Genomic DNA, 21,291 nt, shown 5'->3' with positions numbered 1-21,291 from the left:
AATAAAGCATTCAATATATATCATGCTGCTTAAAACTGCAATATGTCTTGACTGATTTTGATGGAATTGGTATAATAAGTTATATTTATAGTAGTGGGATTGTAGTTATGTCATACAGTAAGGAAGGTATCAGGGAATTGTGTCTAGATGTAGATAGGATTTTGATAGATGGTGATAAGTACAACGATAAAGTTACCAGCATTGAAGATTTGCAAAATAGATTAAGAAGAAAAGCTAAATTTAAAGAAATTGATTTTCAAAGTAAGTGCGAAGGGGACAACTCGTTAGGAGATCTACTTCTAAAACATGCAACCGAAAATAACAACCCACGCGTTAAGGATTTTCTCCTCCAAAATGGGTATGAACCCCTTCAACAGGAGCAAATAACCGCAGCAATAAACAAGGAAGAAGAGGGGCAAAACACACCTGATGTGGAAGAGAATAGAGCAGACAGTAATGAAGTAGATTCTAGTAACTTCATAAACCTTGGTATGACTGCTGAAATGCGTTACGAACAGCTAATACAAGGAAAAGAAACAAGTCGGGCAATTTTTGACTCGTTTGCAAATGCTGTAAGAGAGTCCAATATTACTGGCGATCGTGGCGTATTTCTAGATGTTGTAAAATTGTTTACAGATTTAGATGCTGTAATCCATCTTACAGATACTGCTTCCAGAACTATATTGGGCATAGCTGCAATAACAAAACAAGCTGACGTTGTTAAGGTACTTTTGGGTAGTGGTAAGTTTAGTGAAGAAGAAAAATTTAACGCTCTGCGTTCTGCTATTGTTCAAGGTAATGTTCAAGAAGTTGAAGCATTTTTAGGTTATGTAAATGATGAAAGCAGACAAGCAGCTTTAGAGTTGGCTATGGATAATGCACAAGAAGAAATTACTCAGGTACTTTTAAACTTTATTACACCAGAAACACCCAATGCAGAAGAAAATATAGTACCAGCACCTCCTATAGTAACAGAAGCAAATGCTAACCAACCTGTGTCAAGTAGTGTTAATGGCCAATCAAATCATAATAACAAAAATAAAACGCCTGTAATACCAGAGACTAAGCAAACTGCCACACCAAATAATGATAATAAAGCTAACGGCTTTGTAGATGCTCAATTTTCTATGCCAAATGAAAAAGAAACTAAATATAAGGAAAATTTTCACAACTCATTAAAGAGAGATGTTGTTGGAGTTGTTGTTACAGGATTATTCATTGCTGCTGCTGTGATGGTTCCATCTGTGGCTGGTGCGGTGGTTTGCGGTATTGTAGATGCTTTAGTTGCAATAGTTACCGGGTGGCATATAAAAAGTTCTACGTTACCAAGTTATAGAGAAATGGAAGAAAATAAAGTTGAACACGTGAGTTCACAAGTTGTAAAAATATAGGATGTCATGCCAGTGCGTGACACTGGCATCCAGAAATTTTATTGTAAGAAGCACACTGAACTGGTGAGCGTAAAAGTAGTTGTCTTATACTCAAACAAATGTCTTTGCGAGATTGCATGGAAAACTGGATCCCAGTGTCTGGGCACGTATCCGTTCAGGATAGCGGCAAGGTAGTATAACCATAGAGTAAAAGTGAGTTTACAACAAATGGGTGTCATCCCAGTGCTTGACACTGGGATCCAGCTTTTGATCGAAAATGTTGTATAGTGCGTTTGTTTACAATCAATTTTTCTGGATCCCAGTGTCTGGGCACTGGGATGACACCTTTGTGTTTGAGGCAAAATCGGCTATAACACTTAACATACTGCCTTTGCAAACAAATGTTCGTACAGCTGTGTGTCACGCACTTTGCTTCAATATTTGCACATTAGCCACTCCCCTGAACAGATACCTGGGCACTGGGATGACATCCTCCCTTATGAAGATTGCTCTCAAATCACGATGTTCGTACAATTGTGATCTGGGCACTTGAATGACAGAGCTCCGCAAGGCGGTCCAATGTTTTTCGCTTACCTAACACACTTAGATTTTATGCTAAATTGTGCTGCTACTAACTTTGCAACCGGTACTCTATAGGGTGAGCATGAAACATAATCCACCCCTGATTCGATGAGAAACTCTATAGATTTTGGGTCTGCACCATGTTCTCCACATATACCCAGTTTTATTTCTTTTCGGGTTTTTTTGCCTCTTTCAATGGCTATCTTGATTAACTCCCCTACCCCTTCGATGTCCAGCACTTCAAACGGGTCGTTTTCGAATATGTTGCTTTCCTTATAAGAATCGAGGAAATTAACTGAATCATCTCTTGAAAGTCCCATGGTTGTTTGCGTTAAATCATTAGTGCCAAAACTAAAAAACTCTGCATGTTTTGCTAACTTATCAGCAATCAGTGCCGCTCGTGGCAGTTCTATCATAGTGCCGATTGAATAAGCCTTGTCTGATGTCATTCCAGCGCGTGACGCTGGAATCTGCATCTGGATCCCAGCTGAGATGACAGAGGATTCTTTCTTTGCTAGCTCGCATATCAGAACAAACTCTTTCTCACTCATGATAAAAGGAATCATGATTTCAGGCTCCACTTCTATCTTCTTTTCTTTCTTTAATTCACTTGCAGCACTAAGTATTGCCCTAATCTGCATGCTATATATTTCAGGATGAGAAATGGCAAGTCTACAACCTCGATGGCCAAGCATTGGGTTCTTTTCTGATAACTGTGCTATTTTATTTTTTACTGACTCAACTGACTTACTAAGTGATTTGGCGATTTTTTCTATAGTAGACTGATTATTGGGTAAAAATTCATGCAAAGGCGGATCAAGCAACCGTATAGTGACCTCCCTGCCCTCCATAATAGAAAATATTTCTTTGAAATCAGACTTTTGCATTCCTTCCAGTTTAATGAGCGCATCTGCCCTTTCATTTTCATCGTCAGCTATTATCAACTTTTGAATGAATTCGATTCTATCACTAGCGAAAAACATATGTTCTGTGCGACATAAGCCTATACCTTCTGCACCGAATTCTTTTGCAATTTTTGCATCTTTTGGAGTATCAGCGTTCGCTCTCACTTTGATCGTTTTGATTTCATCTATCCAGTTAATTATCGTTTTGAATTCTTGCGATAATTCAGGTAAAATTGTAGGGAGAATGCCAAGCATAACCTCCCCTGTTCCTCCGTTGATGGTAATTGGTTCACCTTTATTTACTTTTGTATCCCCTACAGAAAAGAAAATTCCATCTTTATCGATATAAAGTCCACTCACACTGCAAATGCATGGCTTACCCATTCCACGGGTTACAACAGCAGCATGCGAGGTCATCCCTCCCCGTGCTGTTACTATGCCACTTGCAGCATTCATTCCATTAATATCTTCAGGACTCGTTTCTGACCTTACTAAAATCACTTTTTTGCCCTGCTCTGCAGCTTTTTCAGCATCACTTGCACTAAACACTACATATCCAGAAGCAACCCCTGGAGAAGCCGGCAGTCCCTTCCCTATTACTTTTTGGTCACTCTTAACGTCAAGAACTGGATGCAATAAATTGTCAAAAGTTTTTGGATCAATTCTCAATATTCCTTCTTCTTTTGTAATCGTTCCTTCGTTTACCATATCAACTATTATGCGAATAGCAGCTTCAGCCGTGCGCTTGCCAGACCTAGTCTGCAAAATCCATAACTTACCGTCCTGTACAGTAAATTCGATATCCTGCATGTCTTTATAATGCCTTTCAAGTTTTTCACATACCACGCATAATTCTCGGTAGACACTTGGCAGCAACTTCTCCATGGTGTTTTTTTGCTCTCCGTCAATTGGCATAGGAGTATAAACACCAGAAACCACATCCTCACCCTGAGCATTAACCAAAAACTCACCAAAAAGCTTTTTTTCTCCAGTTGAAGGGTTTCGTGTAAATATCACACCAGTTGCAGAATTATCATTTAAATTACCAAAAACCATTGCTTGCACGTTGACTGCTGTTCCAAGGTTTTCAGAAATATTATGTATTCTTCTATAGGAAACAGCCCTATCATTTTTCCAAGAGGCAAATACTGCATTAACTGAGTTTAACAATTGCTCTTCAACGTTCTGCGGAAAATGTTTTCCTGTTTTTTCATGTACTATCCTTTTGAAATTGCTAACAATTCTCTTTAAAACATCAACATCAAGATCAGCTAAGCTTTTTGCTCCACTCTTTTGCTGTTCATTATCAACAACATCTTGAAATAGGTAATGGTCAAGCTGTAGTACAACATTGGAGTACATCATAATGAAACGGCAGTAGCTATCGTAAGCAAAACGTTCGCCACTTTTTTTTGCAAGCCCAACAACGGTTTCATCATTTAGACCAACATTTAAAATAGTATCAAGCATGCCCGGCATTGAGTTGACACTACCAGAGCGTATGGAAACTAATAAGGGGTTATTTAAATCCCCGAATTTACAACCGATGTCATTTTCGAGCATCGTCATGTAGTTTTTGATCTCGTTACGTAGGTCGTTAGACAATTCATTATCCTGACAGTAGGCCTGACAAACAGAGGTGGAAATTGTGAAACCAGGTGGAACAGGAATGCCAACATTGCACATTTCTGCTAAATTTGCTCCCTTCCCTCCCAGCAGATTTTTCATTTCTGCATTGCCTTCGCACTTGTTCTGGCTGAAGTAATGTATTAACTTTTCCCCCATCATTTTCTCCGGATTTTCACTGATAAACACATTGTACATATAGTTCCAATAAACCTGTGAGGACTTGAAACCTTAGGATAATAAATTTTACAAAATTTGGCAACAACGTTCCTTCTGGCAACATCAGTAAAGTTAACAAAAAAGATGACAAATTATTATCAATAAGAATATATAATATAAAGATACATTTAAAAATTTTTTTATGGCTCTTTATTTAAGAGATAGGGTCAATTTTTCTATGAGTAGCTACAATTTAAAGACCTTGCTTCATCAATGTAATGGAACAAAACCTTTTTAGTAAGTTCAAAACCTTCTAAAGTCTCTCCTTCGCATCTTGCTGTAATGCAGTTTTGCGTATTTGATACCCTAAGAAGCCACCAACCTTTATTATCGGTTACCTTAACACCATCAAGATCTGAAAATACAATATTTTGCTGCTCCAGTGTTTTCTTTATTGATTCAATTATTTGAAATTTTTTCTCATCTTTCACTATAATCTTTACTTCATGAGTGATATATAACTTCGGTAAATCCTCAATTACTTGAGATAGGCTTTGGTTTTTCTTAAGCAAAATGTCAACTGCTTTAACAGCAGAATATAGCCCATCATCAAAACCTAGCTCAGAAAAGAAGAAGTGCCCGCTTAATTCACCAGCAAACTTTGCCTCTTCCTCTACCATCTTCTTCTTAACTAGTGAGTGTCCAGTAGCGCAGGTAATAACTTGCCCTCCTAACTTACTAACAAAATCATGCACTTTCATACTCATTTTTACGTTGGCAATAACTTTGCTTTCTGGATATTCCTCCAACACTTCACGTGCAAAAATTATAAATAAATGGTCATTGGAAACAACGTTGCCTTTATTATCAATTAAGCGCACCCTATCGCTATCGCCATCTAGCGCAATGCCAAGATCACATCCATATTCCTTCACAATGTCAATTAATTGAGCGAGATTTTTTTCCTCTATGGGATCTGGATCATGCAGTGGAAATGCCCCATCTATAGAGTTATTGGTTACGATATGCGTATGACCAGGCAAGATCTTTTCAATATACCTTATAATTCCACTTGCTGGACTATTTCCACAATCCCAGGCTATTTTTAATTTCTGTGTAGCATTATTCTTCACTGCACCTTTTAATATGCGAATGTACTCACCATATATATTTATGTTAATTAAGCTTCCAATTCTTGTACTGTTTTTAATTGGACTGCTTATAATTTCCTTCATTTCTTGATCTGAGAAGACTTTTTTATTACTAAAAAATTTAAAGCCATTATATTCGCTGGGGTTATGAGAGGCAGTTATTATGATACCAAGATCCGCCTGCGTGATTTGTGTTGCAGCGTAGAGCATAGGTGAAGAGCATAGTCCAACGCGTATAACATTTGCACCGGATAAAGTTAAGCCCCTAATTAATTCTCTTTCTATACCTGGTGAATCTATTCTGCTGTCGTAGCCGACACAAACACTAGCTACGGTTTGGCCAAACTTTCTACCTATCTCGTACCCATCATTAATCTGCAAATCTTTGCCTACTATACCTCTAATATCGTATTTTCTTATAATGGTATTGTCCATACTGCACTGCTTAAGGAGTAACTACTATATAACATAATGGACAAGTGTTCAAATTTCTTCTTTATTTACCCACATAATTAGTTGATTTTTTAATTAAAATTGTTAGTATTATAGTATATTTTCTAAAAATGTAAAATTATGCCATGGGAGAACGAAAATGTATTTATAGCTGAGGGTCAAAGTTTAAATGTAGATGAACAGCAGAAAAAGGATATTTTAGATGTGATTGAATCTTGTAGCAGCTTTCAAGAGACTATAAAACAATTGGAGGAAAAAAATTTAATCTGGTATTTTATTGGCCCTTTACGCAAAGATGAGAACATTACAGGACAGATAAATTTAAAGTGGGAAAAGGAGTTCCAAAAATTTGAGCAATCAATAAATGAAACACATAGAGAATTTGAAGCATCTTTACCAAATCAAAATTTCTTAGTGTATTCAACAAAAGATAATGACTTCAAAATTAGATTTGAAAATGAAGAAAAACCAATAGAAATTAGCAATATTTTAAGGGCCAGCAGTGAAGGTAAGGTTTATAACATATCTTTGGGGGAAGGTAGTCAAATAACCGCAAGCAAGAAAAATGGCAATGAGAGGCACTATGATTTTACTGGTTCAAGCTCATGTGAAATGACCATTAATTGGCAGGCTAAGGATTCTGAAGGTAACAGCATAGACTGTAGCATGACCGTAAAATTGGATTCTGGTGGTATACAGAGTGTTATTGGTAAGCCAAAATTTGGTGATTTAAAGTTCACACCAGAGGAAACAAAAGATAAAATATTAAAATTAGTTGAGCAGAATAAAGAAGTTTTTATCAATGGAAAAACTCTGCATCAAGCTTTTACTAAGAGTGTGGACGATCAGCAAATACCTGAGAAAGAAACATTTACAAAAGATCCACATATATCACCACAGTCACCTACACCAAGCAGCAGTGGGTATTCCTCTCCTAGAACACCTTCTTCACGTAGAAGTTCTATATCCACTAGCAGTGAATTTAGTGATGAAGATGAAATATTTGAGGATGATATGTCTGGTGATGAAGAAGAGTATGAGCAAGAAGGATTAAAAGATAAAGTAGATGAAATTATAAACGAAATTGAGGAATTAAAGGAAGGAAAAGAAACATTTGCTCAATATTTTGCAGCGCAGGCAAAGCAGTTTGAGGATCTAAGATTAGAACGTGACTCCTTAAAATCCACACTTGCGGAATTTGAAGAGAGTTATAAAGAAAAGGAAGACATGTTACAAGAAGAGTTGAAGTCTGTTAAAGAGAGTCTAGAGCAACTACAGAACATATTACAGCAGGAAAAAGGTCAGGCAACTCAAACTGAAGTTGAATATGAAAGTAGAGGAACAAGCATGCAGCAGCAAGACCAAGGTATACAAGCTGTAAACAACAACTCAAGCAGAACAGCTAGTGGGTTAAGACAAGAAAACAAAAAATTGACTAGAGACAAACTAACTATATCTGAACAATTAAAACAAAAAATAAGAGAGATTGACGAGTTAAAGAAAAATTTAAAGCAATTACAAGAAGAAAATAAACAACTAAAACAAGAAGTTACTAAAAATGCAGGAGTTGATGCATCATCTTCAACAGACCAAAGAGAGGCTAAAGAAGCAGAAGCTATACCGCAAAACATTATGGATTGGCCTGTTCCAATTCCAGACGATAAACCGGAAGAGCAGAAAACTCCATTAGAGCCAATCAAGGTAAATACAGAATTATCAGATCCAAAATCAATCCCTGCTGAGGTTTCGGAAAAATCTCCTCCTCTTCCAAAAGGATGAGTTTTTGCTTCTATTGTTAACTATAGCTAAGACGTCATACCGCCGCAGCCACTAACGAGTAGCGGAATGACGGTTGTCAGCCAAGTGACCTTACCCAGAAAAAGTGGAGAGAAAGTTGAGAATGTTTTTTTATAAAAAGAATGATGAATCAAAAAGTTCAGGAATGCAATAGTTATAGCTCTTTTCATAGAAGTCCGGATGTGATAAGATAAGGATAGATGATGATAAGGAGGTTGAGTGCCAGCAGCATATAGTTATGACTTAAGGAAAAAAGCAATGGAAGCGCTAGACGAGGGAGAAAGCAGAGAAACAGTGGCAGCAAGATTTAAAATTGGACGAACTACTTTATGGGAGTGGCAGCAAAGAAGAAAAGAAACAGGAGACTTTCAATCAAAAAAACTTGGAAATGGAGGTTACAATCACAAAATTACCGACTGGGATGCCTTTGCTAAATTTGCTAGAGAAAACGGAGGAAAGACTCTGTCGGAAATGGCTAGACTTTGGGGCAACGTTAGTATCCAAACGATCCACCGAGCTCTCAGAAAAATTGGATTTACGCGCAAAAAAAGACATATGGATACAAGGAAAGGAACGAAGAAAAACGTGCTGAATTCTTAAAAATTATAGCAACAAAAGAACCAGAAAACTTAGTTTATATAGATGAGTCTGGCATTGATAACACAGAGGACTATCCATATCCAGAAAGGACAGCGGTTTTATGCCCTAAAATCTGGAAAGAAAACTCAACGAATCAGTATGGTTGCAACCTTAAGTAGAAGAAAGATAGTTAACCTTTGAAGGCCACTGTAATATGGATGTTTTTAATGGATGGTTTGAGCAATTTTTGACACCGATCTTGGAACCTGGACAGACTGTCATTCTTGACAATGCTACTTTTCATAAGTCTGGTAAGATTATCGAGCTTGCTAGAGGAGTTGGTGCAGAAATTCTGTATCTGCCGCCGTATTCTCCAGATTTCAACAAAATTGAGCATCATTGGTTTGCTATAAAAAACAGAGCTAGGAAAAACATTCCTCTATTCAAATCTTTTCGTCATGCTGTTGATTCTGCTTTCCTATGATACGTTCGGACTATTATGAAATATGCTATAACTTTAAAATCATAGAAAATACTGTCGTAAAAGGAAGTTTTCTTGTTCGTGTGAAACTCAACACAATGGATTCTCTGAAAAGCTTTCGAGTATATTATATTTTTAATTTGTAGAATAAGATTTTTTCCTTTCTGCATGTTTCGTCTAAAAAGGACACATTTTAAACTTTTTTATAGAAACAACAGCGTTTTTTTTCACTCTTTAGATAATTTAATGCGAAAAAATTTAGAGAGAAATTTTACACACTATCGCTTATATTTTTCCTTAAGTTGACGCCATTGCGTGAACGGTTACGTTTTAACAGAGTAGCTTCTCAATGAAGAGATTCTGAGGAAAAGTGTATGAATATCTGCTTTAACAATAAAACGGGTTTGGTGTCATTCCAGTACTCCTCTCTTATAATTCACGTATTTAAGAATGACTTCTGCTAAACCTTTACTAATTCCATGTACGTTTTGAATTTCAGCCAGAGAAGCTTTGCTTATATTTTTCACTGAACCAAAATAAGACATCAACGCTTTTTTTCTTTTGTTGCCAATGCCGGGTATTTTGCTTAATTGTGAAACTATAAACTGTTTATCGCGTTTTTTTCTATGTGAAGTTATCGCAAAGCGGTGGGCTTCATTACGCAGCGATTGTAAGTAAAGCATGACTTTGCTGTCATTTACCAGACTGAATTCTTCCCTGCCCAGCATATAAAATCTTTCATTCCCTGCGTTACGATCAGGACCTTTTGCCATACAAGCAAAAGGAACGTTTATATTCAATACTTCCAGTACATTCTGTACTATGGAAACATGTCCTGGTCCACCATCAATCAGTAAAAAATCAGGTATTATGCCTTTTATATTGCCGGAGAAACGTCTGGTTAGCACTTCCCTCATCATTTTATAGTCATCACCTGAAAATTTTTCCTTTATAGTAAATTTTCTGTACTCACTCTTTAAAAAACCCTCCTGCCCTGCAACAATCATCACACCAATTTGCTGGCTTCCAGAAATATGGCTATTATCATAAACCTCGATACGCTTTGGAATACTTGGTAACAAGAAAACTTTGCTAAGCTCCTCAAGCTTTTCTAGGTTATTTCTATAATCGATAAGCTTCTGCTCTAAGCTATGCTGAGAGTTATCATAAACAAATTTCAATAAATCACGCTCTTTTTTATTCTTTGCATGCAGAACTTTTACTGGCTTTTGAGCAACCTTATATAGTGCTTGTTCTATAATTTCCTTATCCACAATAGAATCTGGAACGTAAATTTGTATTGGAGGTATGTTAGCTGAATTATAAAAATTGACCAAAAAGGTGGATAAAATTTCATCATTTGAGTGATCACCACAGTTCTCGGCAAAGTAAGGAGTGCTGCCGTAGTTGTCTTTATTTCTGAACGATAACACACTAATACATGCTAGATCCTCTTCACGTACAATACTGAAGAAATCTGCATCTTTTTCAAAAGAAAAATCCGTGTGCTGTATTTGAATTTGCTCAAGAAACTTTACCCGATCTCTATATATAGCAGCAAGCTCATAGTTTTCTTCACTGCTGCACTTTCTCATTGTGAAAAGTAACTGTTCTTTCACTTCCTTATTTCTTCCAAGCAATGTATTTCGTGCCTGTTTTACTGATTGGCAGTAGTCGTCTTTTGTGATTTTGTTTATGCATGGTGCTGAGCAGCGCTTAATTTGATACTCAATACATGGTCTTTTTGTTGAGGAAAAGTATTGATCTGAACATACTCTCAAGAGAAAAGCTCTTTGCAATGATAATATAGTTTGCTTAACAGCAGCGGCAGATGTAAAGGGACCATAATAATGAAACTCATTCTTCTTAAATTTGCCTCTATATTTCGCTATTCTTGGATAATCGTGCTTGGAAATTGTTATATAAGGATAATATTTTCCATCCTTAAGCACAATATTATAAGGTGGCTTCAACGATTTTATTAACTGTGCTTCAAGAAGCAGTGCTTCGATTTCATTCTCAGTGATGAATATTTCAACCTTAATAACCTGTGAGAGCATAACTCTAATTCGTTCAGAAAGGTTTTCGAATTGAAGGTAGTCGGATAACCTCGACTTCAAGTTTTTTGCTTTACCAATGTATAAAATCTTATTCTTATCTCCAACCATCTTATACACGCCACAGGACTGTGGAGATGATTTGATTTGTTCTTTATATTGCCTGAGCATTTATCCATTGCTTAACCTGTATGAGGTTAAAATCTGCTACTAAATGAAAGACGGAAACTACATTTTCAAGCAAAGATAATCTGTTTCTTCTCAGCTTATCAGAATCACAGTTAATCTTTACACTGTCCATAAACTGATTGATAAACGGAGCAAAACCAGCAAGTTCATCAAGCGCTGCATTAAAGTGGTTATTTTTTATTGCTTGTTTTATGTTTTTACAAGCAGTTATAGCACAATTTGATAGCGCAATTTCTTCATTTTCAATCAAAAATCTCTTACCGTAAGATGCACTATAAGTAGTGCCATCACTTTTCCTTACTTTGCTCATCATGTTACTGACTCTTTTGTAAGTGCTTAGAATCTGTTCACCTTCTGGCGTACTAAGATAACGATCCAATATAACAGTTTGCTTTTCTGCTGTCAGCAGATCATTAATATCGATTTTATATAGTATTGAATCTACGACATCTTGCCTTATATCTCTATTTTTTAAAATAACCTTGAATCTTTCTAAGCAGAATCTAAATACTAGTTCTGAAATTTGTTTTCTATTTGGCTTATCAACTGACGTTGTATTTTTATTAAATAGAAGCCTTGAATATAAAGATACTGACTTGTCTATCATTAGCCTAATTGGAATATGCAAATTATTTTCAAGTATTGTCCTAATTATACCAATTGTCATTCTCCGCAAACCAAACTGATCATACGAACCAGAGATTTTCTCACCTGCTGCAATTAAACCAACTAAGCTATCCACTTTGTCTGCAATTGACACAGCAATTGCTGAAGGGGATTTAGGACATTCCTGCTCTGGCCCGATTGGCTTATAGTGTTCAGTTATAGCTTCCACTATTTCTTTATCTTCGTGAAAATAAGAAGCATAATATCCACCCATTACTCCTTGTAATTCTGGAAACTCTCTTACTATCGATGTTGCCAAATCAGCTTTTGCCAAATATGCAGCACGTTCAACTTTTATCAGCGAAGCATGTGGAATAAATATAGCTATATACTTTGACAGAGCCGTAATACGCTTTACCTTTTCCCCCACGCTGCCAAGTGAAGCATGAAATAATATCGAACCTAATTTTTTGACATAATAATCTAGATTTTCCTTTTTATCTTGAGATATTAAAAATTGGGCATCAGCAAGACGTGCTTCTAATATTCTTTCGTGCCCTTTAACAACTTCACCATTGTTGACGTTGACAACAGTGACAAAGTGTGAAATTCTCTTTCCATTACTTAAAGCAAGGTATTTTTGCTGCGTATTAATTATACTAAGAATTACTTCCTTCGGTAATCCAAATGACTTTTCTTGATTCACTTCACCAAACAGTACGATTGGCCACTCTATAAGCCCTGTCAATTCATTTAGTAAATAATCATTTTTCTCAAGTTGTAAATTCTGCTCTTTTGTGAATTTATTAATCTGATCTAGTATAAATTGCTTTCTTTTGTCCATTTGGAGAATTACACTGTTTTTTTCTAGCAATTCAAAATAGTCTTTAGGTGCTTTAACAGTTAACGCTGTACCACTTGAGAGAAATCGATGGCCATATGTTGTGTTAGATGCTGTGATCCCTGCAAAAGACACAGGTATTATTTCATCATTTAAAATGCATAAAATGTTTTTAATTGGCCTAACCCACCTTTCTTTTCCTTCGCCCCATCTCATACTTTTTGGCCAAGAGAAATTTTTTAATATTTCTCCTAGTTGATTTTTAAGAAACTCTTGAATGTTAAATGAGCAGCTTTCTCTTTTAATGAAGTAAAAATCCTCATTATTTACTTTTCGAACGAGCAAATCTTCTTCATTTTTCTGATATTTTCTTAAAAAACCTTCGATAGCACTTTTTGGTGCGTTAATGTTTGGTCCCTTAACTTCGTTATTGGAATCCTTTAGCTCCAAAGCATTTATGTTGTCGACAAATAGGGTAATGCGACGTGCCGTTACAAAAACCTCTATAGATGCAAATCTTAAATTGTTTTTATTAAAAGCACTGGTAATATAACTCTTAACTTGAACTGCAGCTGAATTCTGCATTCTCGGTGGTATTTCTTCTGAAAGGCACTCAAATAACAACTGCAACGACATACGCTATTTACTCATGTACAATTCGCAACATTTTTTTGTCAGCTCTCTAACTCTACCAATATGCGCTGTACGTTCATTTACACCAAGCACACCTCTTGCATCAAGCAGATTAAGTAGGTGACTAGTTTTAATACATTGGTCATAAGCTGCCATTGGTAGCTCCTTTTCAATAAGGAACTTACACAATTTTTCCGTATCTTCGAATTGCTGCTGTACCACTTTAGTATCATAATAATCTAACGCTAGATAAGAAAATTCATATTCTCTTTGTTTAAAAATATCTCCGTAAGTTACACCATTATCGTTCCAAATTATATCGTAAACATTATCTACACCTTGTATGCACATTGCTAAACGTTCCAACCCATATGCCACCTCACCAGGAATCATCTTGCAGTCAATCCCTCCAACTTGCTGTATATAAGTAAGCTGTGTTACTTCCATTCCATTGCATGTAACTTCCCATCCAAGTCCTGATGCACCAACACTTGGATTTTCCCAATCATCTTCAACAAACTTAATATCATATTTTTCTGTAGATATGCCAAGAGCTTTTAAGCTATCTAAATAGACGTCTTGTAAATTATTACCAGACGGTTTTATTATAACTTGGTATTGATGATGTTGATACAAGCGATTAGGGTTATCGCCATAGCGACCATCTGCTGGCCTAATTACTGGTTGTAGATATGCAATTTTTGTCGGTTTTGTATCAATTGCAGACATAATTGTTGCAGGATGTAATGTGCCAGCACCAACTTCAGATGTGTATGAGTGAAGTATAACACATCCTTCACTAGCCCAAAAATCTTGTAACTCTTTTATTATACTTTGTAAGTTCACACAAATTGCACACTTTTTATACTAAATATATAAATAAATAAGTACTATTCAATATTTATTTTTTTTGCAGCACTATGTAAATAATCACCTAAAACTGCTGAACTTTCCCTCACATACTGAATTATGCTTTTATTTAGGACAATTGCATCATGCATAGTTAAATCGCAGAATATAAATGCTGTTAAATACAGTAAGATCACCGCATAAAATGTGTGAAAAATCCCCTCAAATGTAATTGACATTGCATTATTATAGCTGAGCTGTATTGAACTTATTGGCCATGGTTTTATCACTTCTACGACATTAAAAAATACGTAAGGTATCATAAGAAAAAAGAAAAAGTGCATAAAATCATTAAACCAAAATGGGCATTGAAACATCTGCTTACATATACTCCCATAGAGTTTACTTACAGCATAATAAATTGACATTATTGCTGGCATTGAAAGTGCTACAGTCAGTACTTGCCCTGACGCTATTTGTATTACTATGTCTTCACCACTGTTTGCTGAAGGGTCCTGAGCATGAAAAATAAATATTCCAATTAATTGCATTACTAACATAACTATTGCCAATTTTGTAAAAATAGCAGCTACAACTATTCCTGAATTTGGCATTTTATATAGTAAATATTCGCCTCCATATGTAAAAATCAATATAACATCGACAATAAATAATATTAAAAAAGAAGACCAATAGTTCTGCCAACCTGGTAAATATCCTATTCCCAAAAAAGAGCTTACTGTTTTGGCAGGAAAAACCTTGCCCAGCATCTTTCCCAAAAATTCAAAAAAAATCCCCATGCCCTAAGTAACACTTGGTTTATATCATTTATAATACTGTATTGTAACGGACTTATCAATAACTTAAAACATGTATTGGAAAATTTTAAGTAATATGCAGCAACAGTAGAAGAACATGCGCCAAAAATCTAGTAATTTTATAGGGCTTGTGCACTTAAATTTTTTGCAATATCAAGTGCAGCGTAAGTGAATATTGCACTTGCACCCGCACGTTTGAAACCAATCAAAGACTCATAAATCACCTTGTCATAATCTAGCCAGCCATTATTTGCAGCAACTTTTATCATTGCGTACTCACCGCTTACTTGGTAAGCAAAAATCGGAAAATTAAACTTATCACTTGCTGTTTTGATAATATCTAAATATGGCATACCTGGTTTAATCATAATAAAATCTGCACCTTCATTTATATCCATTTCAATTTCGCACATTGCTTCGCGCGCATTTTTATAATCCATTTGATAACCACTTTTGTCTATAGAATGTGATAGCCCACATGAACCAACGACTTGCCTGAATGGAGCATAGAAGCTAGAGCAGTATTTCACCGCATAAGATAATATTAATACGTCTTGAAAGTTGTTATCATCTAATGATTTTCTGATTCTTCCTATTCTACCATCCATCATGTCAGAAGGAGCAACTATATCACATCCTGCCTTCGCTAAAGCAAGTGCTTGCTTACACAGTACTGATATAGTTTCATCGTTTTCTACATCCACCTGATTATCTTTTAAAATGCCGTCATGGCCATGAATAGTGTATGGATCCAGTGCAACATCTGCAATAACACCAATTTCCGGTACCTTTAATTTTACAGCACAAATTGCTTTGCAGATTAAATTGTCAGAATTATACGCTTCCTCAGCGTTTTCAGATTTTAGTTTACTACCAACTACAGGAAAAATTGCAACAGCATTAATTCCTAAATCTTTAGCTTCCTTAACTATGGACACTAATCCATCTATTGAATAACACTTTACGCCTGGTAAGCCAGAAATTGGTTCAGTTGTTTCTTCTCTGTTATGAACAAACAGAGGAAGAACCAGATCATTTACTGATAAACTATTTTCACTTGTTAAATTGCGAACCCATTTGCTCGAGCGCCTGCGCCTTAACCGTGTGTTTGGAAAATTAAACATTGGATCCAGGCAAATTCCCAGTAAAGAGCAACACCCCTGAAATGAGTATCACCCAAAGCACCGATATTGGTAAAAACACTTTCCAACCAAGGCGCATTAGCTGATCATATCGGTAACGAGGTATTGTTGCTCTAATCCAAATAAATATAAACAAAAGTATAACTATTTTCAAAATGAACCAAATTAAACCTGGAATTTTATAAAGCAAACCAAGTTCTAATGGAGGATACCACCCTCCTAGAAAGAATATCGTCATCATAGCACTTGCTAGAATCATATTTGCATATTCTCCAAGAAAAAAGAGGGCAAAAGGCATGGATGAATATTCAACGTTATATCCAGAGACAAGCTCTGCTTCAGCTTCTGGTAAATCAAATGGGTGACGATTAGTTTCTGCAAGCAAAGAAATAAAAAATATTATTCCTATAGGCATTAGTAGTAAATCAACCCAAAATGGCATATTATGTTTTGCCACTACCATTTCTCCAAGATTTAATGTTCCAGTGGTAATAACGACTGTAGCAACTATTAAGCCTATTGAAACTTCATATGAAATCATCTGAGCAGCCGACCGTATAGCGCCAAGAAATGCATAATTAGAATTGCTTGACCAGCCTGCAATAATTACGCCGTATACTCCCAGCGACGATATAGCTAGCACATAAAGCACTCCAACATTAATATTTGCTATAACCTTAGGAATAACTACTTGCTGGCCATTTTCTACAATTACTTCAGCACCAAACGGTATAACTGCCCAGGCAATTAATGCCAAAATAAAGGTAAGCATTGGAGCCATAATGAACAGTATAGTGCTCGCTCTAAATGGTATTATCGGCTCTTTAATTATCAATTTGATAGCATCTGCGAACGGCTGCAATAACCCAAATGGCCCGACTACACTTGGGCCGTGCCTTAGTTGAATTGCAGCAATAACCTTACGCTCAAAGTATACCAAGTATGCAACTGAAAGTAGTAGCGGTACTAAAACAAATAAAATATTAACTAGCGTGTTCATAAAAAGCCTTAGTACAATCCGCCATTATTTTTGAAGCGCGACTTATTGAATCCGTCATATAAAAATTACACTCCTTTAAAGTAAAAGGTGTATTACTTAAGCTTATTTCACCGCTGCTGATTGGAATCCATTTATTTTTTATCACTTGATCAGCATTTCTAAACTGTGGACCGATAGTATCTAATTTTTTTCTCACGTCAAATAAACTATCATATGGTAAGGAGAGATCCAAATATTGCGAGAGATTTTTAATAATTAACCAATCCTCCTTTGCTTCACCTGGAGGAAATACAGCTAAATTTGTTCTTTGCGCTCGACCTTCAGTGTTTACATAAGTTGCATATTTTTCTGTATATGCAGCACCAGGCAAGATAACATCTGCTACATGTGCACTTTTATCACCATGATGACCTTGATAAATTACAAATGTATTTTCTAATTTTGATGTATCAATTTCATCTGCACCAAGAAGATAAACCACTTCTATTTCACCACTTTCTGCATGTTCCAATATTTGATTAATATCCCTTTCGCCTTTTTTAGAAGCAAACCCAATATCTAGCCCACCAACTCTTGCTGCAGCTTTATGCAGCACATTAAAGCCATTCCAGTCGTCTCTGACCATGTTAAATTTTTCTGCAATTTTGCCAGCTAGAACTAGAACTGATTCAGAATCGTCTCTTATCAACGCATCTTGACCGATAATCAGCATAGGGTTTTGAGCAGCTACCAGCAGCTCACAGAACTTATGATTTCCATTTGCTATTTCACTCAAAATATCAGGATTATCGCCCAATTTCTCAACATGATATAAATATTCAATGTTAGGACCAACACTTGCAACAGGAAAGTTGCCCTGTAAATATCTCTTTCTCAATCTTACGTTAATGATCGGTGCTTCTATCCTTGGATTTGTATTTATAAGCAGACATAAATCTGCATTTTCTATACCTTCAATAGTGGTATTGAACACATATGACCCACGATTACTTGGTATAAGCTTTGCACCATCTTGCCTGCAGTCTATATTTCCCGAGCCGAGCTTCTGCATCACTTCTTTGAGTAGAAGCATAGACTCACAATCTGCTAAATCACCTGCAATTGCAGCTATTTTATTTGATTTTGTATTCTTTAATTTTTTTGCAGCAATAGTCAATGCTTCATTCCAATCAACTGGGGCTAATTTACCATCTTTTTTTACATAAGGTCGATCAAGACGCTGAACTTTTAGTCCATCATAGGCAAAGCGGGTTTTATCTGATATCCATTCTTCATTTACCTCTTCGCTCAGTCTTGGTAATATTCGCATAACTTCCAGGCCACGATAATCAACTCTAATGCTACTTCCCACAGCATCTAGCACATCTATAGTCTCACAATGTGATAGCTCCCATGGACGCGCTGTAAAGGAGTAAGGCTTTGAAGTTAAAGCCCCTACCGGGCAGAGATCTATGATATTTCCAGATAATTCAGAACTAATATGCCTTTTTATGTAAGTGCTAATCTCTACATTTTCTCCCCTTCCGATTCCTCCAAGTTCATTTGTACCTGCAACATCAGACAAAAATCTAACACACCGAGTGCAATGAATGCATCGATTCATCGCAGTCTCAATCAGTGGTCCGAAGTGTTTTTTTGGCACAGCCCTCTTATGCTCATCAAGTCTGCTGTTTCCTTTCCCATAAGCCATCGTGATATCTTGCAAATCGCATTCACCACCTTGATCGCAAATTGGGCAATCAAGCGGGTGGTTGATTAGCAAAAACTCAAGCACACCTTCACGTGCTTTTTTAACCTTAGGGGTATCAGTGTGAATAACCATCCCTTCTGCAACTGGCATTGCACAAGAGGCTACTGGTTTTGGAGGTCCACCCTCCACTTCAACCAAACACATTCTGCAGTTACCAGCAATTGCTAAACGCTCATGATAACAAAAACGTGGAATTTCAACGCCCACAATTTCACAAGCTTGAATTATAGTGAGCCCATGCTCTACTTCACATTCCTTAGAATTAATAGTAACTTTAACCACAACTATTGTACAGCTTCCCACTTTATAGGATTGCCGCTTACCTCATCTTCAACCAGATTGCCGTTGTCATATTGAGCAGACATATAATTCATGCGCGAGTCACGATCTATATATCTAACAGGTTTTACCGGTTTATCTTTATACATTTTTTGCTCGGCTTTCTTACGCTGAGTAGGGTTGTTTTTACTAGCTGTCTTTGCTTTCCCACCTACTGCCATATAAACTCCTAAAAACTTTTCATTCTATTTTAACACTTAAGTATATAGCGTCAATATTTAATAACTTTAAAATTTCAATAGATCTCTTATTATAATCATTGTTTAAATAAAAAGTTACTCCTTGATATCATTCCAGTGCTTGACCAGAAAAAAAGAAATATGTATCAGCTACTTTCATTTGCTGCGCCTCGAAAATAAATGTTCATGTAGCTAAGCCATAAATCCAGTATAAAGACCTTTAATCATTGGCTTCGTAGTACTTTTTAACCAACTTATTAAGTAACCTTACACCAAAACCTACTGCTCCTCTTGGACAAATGTCAGTACCTTTTTCGTGCCAAGCAGTGCCTGCGATATCTAAATGTGCCCAGCAAGTTTCATTCACAAAACGCTGTAAAAACTGTGCAGCCATTATGCTATCTCCACCAGAGCCTGCAGGAGCGATGTTTTGAACATCAGCAATCGGTGAATCAATAATTTTGTCATAAGTTTCATTCATAGGAAAACGCCATAACTTCTCATTTACTTCATTTCCTGCATCAATCAGACGGTTTGCTAATTCATCATTATTTGCAAAAAGACCAGCATATTCGTTATTTCCAAGTGCAACCACTATAGCACCAGTTAAAGTTGCAAGATCAATCATAAATTTTGGTGAGAATCTGTCTTGCGTATACCATAAAGCATCTGCAAGTATGAGCCTTCCTTCTGCATCGGTGTTCAACACTTCTATTGTCTGTCCAGACATTGAAGTTACTACATCACTCGGTCTTTGAGCATTACCACCCACTGCATTTTCTGCAAGTGCGACCACGCCGATTGCATTTACTTTTGCTTTTCGTCCTGCTAAAGCATGCATCACCCCAACCACAGTAGCAGAGCCTGCCATGTCATATTTCATTGACTCCATACCACGTGAAGGTTTGAGTGATACTCCACCAGTGTCAAACGTTATACCTTTACCAACAAAAGCTATTGGCTTTTGTTCTTTAGCAGCCCCATTCCATTTTATCACTACTAATTTTGGTTCTTTACTACTTCCTTGTGCGACTCCAAGCAAGGCTCCCATTTTTTTCTCTTCCATCTGCTTTTTATCAAGCACTTCGATTTCAAGGCCAAGCTTAGTAAGTTCTTTTTTTATATGATCAGCATAGGATTCTGGATATAGAATGTTAGGAGGCTCTGTTATAAAAGAGCGCGCAAGGAATATACTCTCACCTTCTTGCCTTAAGTGCTCAAATGATCTTTCAGCATTACTTAATTGCTCATCTTTTACTAATACGGTAATTTCCTCTACCTCTGTAATTTTCTCATCCTTTTTAGTTTTATACTTATCAAACTTAAAACTACGCAGAAACGCACCATATGCAACATTTGCTGCACTACCTTCGATTAAAATCGCTGCTTTCTTAATTTTTAATCTGCTTAGCTCACAATATATTTTACCACCAATATTTAATTCTTTATTTTCATTCCATTCATCCTTCTTACCAAGTCCAACAACTATGACATTTTTTTCTTCTGGCAAAGTAGTAGAGAAAAATTCACCAAAACTTCCATTGAAATCGCTAAATTGCTTTATATTATCTATGATCTGTTTTCTTTGCAAAACTCCGCCATCATTTACGGTTTCGTTGTCCTCAAATAAACCCGTTACTATTGTTTTAAAATCGGGCGAAATTTTAGAAATTGTTATTTTCATTGCTGGCATCTCCGTTGCAAATAATTGTAAACTGTACATAAAACATAGCAAAAACATCAGTAAGATATTTTTCATATACATCCTAAGTACAATAACACTTA

16 protein-coding genes and 2 pseudogenes are annotated in these 21,291 nt (G+C 36.3%); 3 read left to right on the top strand and 15 right to left on the bottom strand.

Annotated features, from left to right (window positions below):
* Positions 1 to 107 precede the first annotated feature (107 nt).
* The gene (locus tag ABWU69_RS02875) at positions 108 to 1,391 is read left to right on the top strand and encodes an ankyrin repeat domain-containing protein (protein WP_353285370.1); all 1,284 of its coding nucleotides are present in this window, start codon (positions 108 to 110) and stop codon (positions 1,389 to 1,391) included.
* 38 nt (positions 1,392 to 1,429) lie between these two features.
* Here the strand turns inward: ABWU69_RS02875 and ABWU69_RS02870 are convergent, their stop codons facing one another.
* The 5 genes from ABWU69_RS02870 to ABWU69_RS02850 all read right to left on the bottom strand — a co-directional run bounded on the left by ABWU69_RS02870 (position 1,430) and on the right by ABWU69_RS02850 (position 6,228).
* Entirely contained in the window at positions 1,430 to 1,609 is a 180-nt protein-coding gene (locus ABWU69_RS02870; protein WP_353285369.1) for a hypothetical protein, read from the bottom strand.
* Complete coding sequence (locus ABWU69_RS02865) at positions 1,606 to 1,767, bottom strand: WPE palindromic element domain-containing protein (protein ID WP_353285368.1); 162 nt, start codon at positions 1,765 to 1,767, stop codon at positions 1,606 to 1,608. Before ABWU69_RS02865 ends, ABWU69_RS02870 begins: the two co-directional genes overlap by 4 nt.
* A gap of 23 nt (positions 1,768 to 1,790) precedes the next feature.
* Positions 1,791 to 1,940: a hypothetical protein gene (locus ABWU69_RS02860; RefSeq protein WP_265035444.1), complete on the bottom strand. Its 150-nt coding sequence runs from the start codon at positions 1,938 to 1,940 to the stop codon at positions 1,791 to 1,793.
* A 20-nt stretch (positions 1,941 to 1,960) separates the two neighbouring features.
* On the bottom strand, positions 1,961 to 4,642 hold the full coding sequence (gene ppdK, locus ABWU69_RS02855; RefSeq protein WP_265035642.1) for a pyruvate, phosphate dikinase: 2,682 nt from the start codon (positions 4,640 to 4,642) through the stop codon (positions 1,961 to 1,963).
* A gap of 236 nt (positions 4,643 to 4,878) precedes the next feature.
* Positions 4,879 to 6,228, bottom strand: a complete 1,350-nt coding sequence (locus ABWU69_RS02850) for a phosphomannomutase/phosphoglucomutase (protein ID WP_265035442.1) — start codon at positions 6,226 to 6,228, stop codon at positions 4,879 to 4,881.
* Positions 6,229 to 6,366: 138 nt separating this feature from the next.
* On the opposite strand from ABWU69_RS02850, the gene ABWU69_RS02845 reads away from it, so the two are divergent.
* Both ABWU69_RS02845 and ABWU69_RS02840 read left to right on the top strand, forming a co-directional pair.
* On the top strand, positions 6,367 to 8,025 hold the full coding sequence (locus ABWU69_RS02845; RefSeq protein ID WP_265035439.1) for a hypothetical protein: 1,659 nt from the start codon (positions 6,367 to 6,369) through the stop codon (positions 8,023 to 8,025).
* Positions 8,026 to 8,262: 237 nt separating this feature from the next.
* Positions 8,263 to 9,106: pseudogene (locus ABWU69_RS02840) on the top strand (IS630 family transposase).
* Positions 9,107 to 9,134: 28 nt separating this feature from the next.
* Here the strand turns inward: ABWU69_RS02840 and ABWU69_RS02835 are convergent.
* The 10 genes and pseudogenes from ABWU69_RS02835 to ABWU69_RS02790 form a co-directional block, all read right to left on the bottom strand.
* A pseudogene (locus tag ABWU69_RS02835) lies at positions 9,135 to 9,273 on the bottom strand (IS4 family transposase); the annotation flags it as partial.
* 240 nt (positions 9,274 to 9,513) lie between these two features.
* Positions 9,514 to 11,331 (bottom strand): excinuclease ABC subunit UvrC, encoded by a 1,818-nt coding sequence (uvrC, locus tag ABWU69_RS02830; protein WP_265035438.1) that lies wholly within the window; start codon positions 11,329 to 11,331, stop codon positions 9,514 to 9,516.
* Entirely contained in the window at positions 11,315 to 13,432 is a 2,118-nt protein-coding gene (gene glyS, locus ABWU69_RS02825; protein ID WP_265035437.1) for a glycine--tRNA ligase subunit beta, read from the bottom strand. Before glyS ends, uvrC begins: the two co-directional genes overlap by 17 nt.
* 3 nt (positions 13,433 to 13,435) lie before the next feature.
* On the bottom strand, positions 13,436 to 14,275 hold the full coding sequence (locus ABWU69_RS02820) for a glycine--tRNA ligase subunit alpha (protein ID WP_265035436.1): 840 nt from the start codon (positions 14,273 to 14,275) through the stop codon (positions 13,436 to 13,438).
* 44 nt (positions 14,276 to 14,319) lie between these two features.
* Positions 14,320 to 15,078, bottom strand: a complete 759-nt coding sequence (locus ABWU69_RS02815; protein ID WP_265035435.1) for a phosphatidylglycerophosphatase — start codon at positions 15,076 to 15,078, stop codon at positions 14,320 to 14,322.
* A 137-nt stretch (positions 15,079 to 15,215) separates the two neighbouring features.
* A complete protein-coding gene (hemB, locus tag ABWU69_RS02810; RefSeq protein ID WP_265035432.1) occupies positions 15,216 to 16,220 on the bottom strand; it encodes a porphobilinogen synthase in 1,005 nt (334 codons plus the stop codon).
* Positions 16,213 to 17,238: an NADH-quinone oxidoreductase subunit NuoH gene (nuoH, locus tag ABWU69_RS02805; RefSeq protein ID WP_265025691.1), complete on the bottom strand. Its 1,026-nt coding sequence runs from the start codon at positions 17,236 to 17,238 to the stop codon at positions 16,213 to 16,215. The genes hemB and nuoH overlap by 8 nt, the downstream gene beginning before the upstream one ends.
* Positions 17,222 to 19,291 (bottom strand): NADH-quinone oxidoreductase subunit NuoG, encoded by a 2,070-nt coding sequence (gene nuoG / locus ABWU69_RS02800; RefSeq protein WP_265035430.1) that lies wholly within the window; start codon positions 19,289 to 19,291, stop codon positions 17,222 to 17,224. The genes nuoH and nuoG overlap by 17 nt, the downstream gene beginning before the upstream one ends.
* Positions 19,273 to 19,488 carry a hypothetical protein gene (locus tag ABWU69_RS02795; RefSeq protein WP_265025693.1) on the bottom strand — a complete coding sequence of 72 codons (216 nt, stop codon included), beginning with the start codon at positions 19,486 to 19,488 and terminating at the stop codon, positions 19,273 to 19,275. Before ABWU69_RS02795 ends, nuoG begins: the two co-directional genes overlap by 19 nt.
* Before the next feature lie 238 nt (positions 19,489 to 19,726).
* A complete protein-coding gene (locus ABWU69_RS02790; RefSeq protein WP_265035429.1) occupies positions 19,727 to 21,229 on the bottom strand; it encodes a leucyl aminopeptidase in 1,503 nt (500 codons plus the stop codon).
* Positions 21,230 to 21,291: the final 62 nt, after the last annotated feature.

It is taken from the genome of Wolbachia endosymbiont (group A) of Beris morrisii (genome assembly GCF_964028185.1).
Classification (GTDB): Bacteria; Pseudomonadota; Alphaproteobacteria; order Rickettsiales; family Anaplasmataceae; genus Wolbachia.
The sequence above is the reverse complement of the archived record's forward strand: the minus strand, read 5'-3'. Positions and strand labels throughout refer to the sequence as shown.